Source organism: Hydrogenophaga sp. OTU3427 (genome assembly GCF_038440225.1).
GTDB lineage: Bacteria > Pseudomonadota > Gammaproteobacteria > Burkholderiales > Burkholderiaceae_C > Hydrogenophaga.
Map to the genome: position 1 here is coordinate 1 of NZ_JASATI010000094.1, position 2,654 is coordinate 2,654.

The 2,654-nt window shown below is 69.9% G+C and carries 6 protein-coding genes; 4 read left to right on the forward strand and 2 right to left on the reverse strand.

Annotation, left to right across the window (positions count from 1 at the left end; genetic code table 11):
• Window positions 1-92: 92 nt before the first annotated feature.
• Window positions 93-308, reverse strand: coding sequence for a glycine zipper 2TM domain-containing protein (locus AAHB17_RS24330; RefSeq protein WP_342133642.1), 216 nt, complete (start codon window positions 306-308; stop codon window positions 93-95).
• Window positions 309-465: 157 nt separating this feature from the next.
• Between AAHB17_RS24330 and AAHB17_RS24335 the strand changes: the two genes are divergently transcribed.
• Genes AAHB17_RS24335 through AAHB17_RS24350 form a run of 4 tightly spaced genes read left to right on the forward strand, consistent with a single transcriptional unit; the run spans window position 466 to window position 1,889 of the window.
• A complete protein-coding gene (locus tag AAHB17_RS24335; protein ID WP_342133643.1) occupies window positions 466-660 on the forward strand; it encodes a hypothetical protein in 195 nt (64 codons plus the stop codon).
• Window positions 657-1,001: a hypothetical protein gene (locus AAHB17_RS24340; RefSeq protein WP_342133644.1), complete on the forward strand. Its 345-nt coding sequence runs from the start codon at window positions 657-659 to the stop codon at window positions 999-1,001. Before AAHB17_RS24335 ends, AAHB17_RS24340 begins: the two co-directional genes overlap by 4 nt.
• 19 nt (window positions 1,002-1,020) lie before the next feature.
• The gene (locus AAHB17_RS24345; RefSeq protein WP_342133645.1) at window positions 1,021-1,404 is read left to right on the forward strand and encodes a hypothetical protein; all 384 of its coding nucleotides are present in this window, start codon (window positions 1,021-1,023) and stop codon (window positions 1,402-1,404) included.
• Between the two features lie 53 nt (window positions 1,405-1,457).
• On the forward strand, window positions 1,458-1,889 hold the full coding sequence (locus tag AAHB17_RS24350) for a hypothetical protein (RefSeq protein WP_342133646.1): 432 nt from the start codon (window positions 1,458-1,460) through the stop codon (window positions 1,887-1,889).
• On the opposite strand, the gene AAHB17_RS24355 is transcribed toward AAHB17_RS24350, so the two are convergent.
• Entirely contained in the window at window positions 1,862-2,566 is a 705-nt protein-coding gene (locus tag AAHB17_RS24355) for a GGDEF domain-containing protein (RefSeq protein ID WP_342133647.1), read from the reverse strand. The two genes, AAHB17_RS24350 and AAHB17_RS24355, sit on opposite strands and share 28 nt — an antisense overlap.
• Window positions 2,567-2,654 lie beyond the last annotated feature (88 nt).

Below are 2,654 nucleotides of genomic sequence, written 5' to 3' on the forward strand. Positions count from 1 at the left end.
TTTCGTGTTTTTTTTTTGTCGGTGCCCCCGCCCCCCGCCCCCCCCCCCCCCCCCCCCCCCCCCCGGTGGTGCGAGGAGGCCCTACAGCCGGCTCACTTGTTGGTCTCGTGGCCGATGATGCCGCCGATCGCCGCACCGCCCAGGGTGCCGGCGGTGCTGCCACCCGTGAGAATGGCGCCCCCCACGGCACCCACGCCAGCGCCCACGGCGGTGCCGCGCTCCTGGCGGTTCATGCCGGCGCAAGCGCTCAGGCCGACGATGGCGACAAGGCTCAGGATGGCGGTGACGCCGCGCAATGTGTGTGTCATGACAAACCTCTTGGCTTTCTGGATGGTGTTGCACGCGCTGGTCGGCGGTGGTCACCGCAGCGCGCGCAATCACCGCTCGGGCCAGGCACCAGGCTCACGTCCGGCACCTTGGGCAAACGCCTCCCGCCACGGGGTGTCGGGGGGTTCTGTGTTCGCCATGAACGGCTCATGCACCTTGCGCCTGTGTGCCGCTGGCGTCGGTGCGCTGTCGCACGAACGACCGATCCGCCATCGGTGCGACAGCACACAGACGGCCGGCGGCGGCGGGCCCATGCTGGCCACGCGCCATTCGCGCAGCGGCACCTCATCCAGCGTGCCCATCGCCCTCACCACCACAAGGACAACACCATGAACGAAACCCACCAAGCGGAACAAGAAGTCGCCCGCACATTGAGCAGCGCCGGCAATGCCGTCAACAGCGCCGGCAAAGTCATCGGCGGCGCCATGGACAGCGTCACCCCGGTGCTGCACCAGGCCGCCGAACGGCTCAGCGACATCGCCCATCAGGGCATGGCTTCCATGCGGGAAGGTTCGAGCGACCTCACCGAACAGGCCCGCTGGGCCACACACAAGACCGCCAGCTACATCCGGCACGACCCCCTGAAGGCGGTGCTGATCGCGGCAGCGGTGGGTGCCGGTGCGATGGCGCTCTACAAGCTGCTGCAACATGCACCCGACACCACCGGCCGATGAGGCCCGCCCGGGCCGCCACATGGTCCGGGTACTCGTGCAACTGCTGGCGGCACATCCTGCCTGGTTGCTGGCGCACGCACAGGGGTATGCCGACCTTGCGCTGGAGCAGGCCACGCTGACCTCGGCCACCTGGCAACGGCGTGTGTTGCTGCAGCTGGCGGCGCTGGGCTGCGCACTGCTGGGTGCCGGGCTGGCGGGCGTGGCCGCCATGTTGTGGGCCATCGCCCCGCAAGCGACGGGCGAGCGCTTGTGGGTGCTGCTGGCCACACCGGCACTGCCGCTGGTTTTGGCGTTGGTGTTGTGGCTGGCCGCACGCGGCCTGGCACGGCCTGCCGGTCTGGCCATGATCAAGCTTCAATGGCAGACCGACATGGCGCTGCTGCGCGGATCGCCCACGCCATGAGCGCCGCACCGGGCCGTACCAAGCCAGCTCGCACCGCAGCCGAAGGCGCAGACATGCCGAACAGCGCCGCGCCGGGTCACCTCAAGCCAGCCAGCACCGCAGTCGAAGGCATGCCCATGACCACCGCCAGCCTGCGCCTGGAACATTCGCGCCAGCGCATCCGCCGCTACCTGTACCACCAGGGCGCGACGGACCAGCAGGCCCGGCGCCGCGCACGCAGCAGGCGCAACCTGTGGCTGGTCGCCGCGGTGTTGGGCGCCGTGGCGGCGTTCGGTCTCACGCGGCGCACACGCCCGCGTGGCGGGCCCGGCCTGGCCGGTGTGATGGCACTCGCCTTCGCCTGGCTCAAGGCACCGGGCGCGCTGGCCGCGCTGGCGGGCCAGATGGACACGTTTGGCGCCTGGTGGCACCGCTTTTCGGCGCCGCCCGCGCCCCCAACATCCACCCCGGATCGGCATCAAACACCGGAGACGCCACCCTCCTGAGTGGCGAAGCAGAAGCGGCAGTGCTGCCGCTTGGCGTGGTACATGGCCCTGTCCGCACGGGCCATCAGTTGCTCGGCGTCCAGCGTCTGCCCATCCTTGCAGATGGCGATGCCAATGCTGGCGTGTACATGCAGGCTCAGGCCACCCACCTGGATCGGCGCCGCGATGCCGTCAAACAGCTTGGTGGCCACCTGGGCGATGTGTGCCAGCGATGGCGCGTGTTGCAGCAGACAGGCAAATTCGTCGCCGCCCAGCCGCGCCGCGATGTCCGCCGCGCGCACCGCCTGCGTCAGGCGGGTGCCCACGATGGCCAGCAACTGGTCGCCGACCCGGTGGCCGTGGGTGTCGTTGATGTCCTTGAAGCGATCCAGATCGATGAACATGACGGCCAGATCACGGCCCTGTGCCCGGTTTTGCACCAGCGCGAGCGTCAGTTTGTCGAGAAAGGCGCGGCGGTTCGGCAGGGCCGTCAGTCCGTCGTGGTTGGCGAGATGGCGCGCCGCGCGCTCGCCTTCCCGTGTGCGTTCCAGCAGCGAACGCACCTGGGTCAATTCGGCCCGCGCCTCGTCCAGCTCATGCTGCAGCTGCCGACAGGTCGCTGCGATCGAGGGCGGAGCTGGCACCGGACAGGCCAGGGTGGCGGCGGCTGTCCCCGCCTGGCGCAGCAGCGGTCTCATGGCATTGGCGACCGTTCGGCCGGCGGCCCGCCCCCCGCCCCCAGGGCCCTCCCCGAGTTGGGCCCGTTAAGGGGTTTTGGTTGGGACG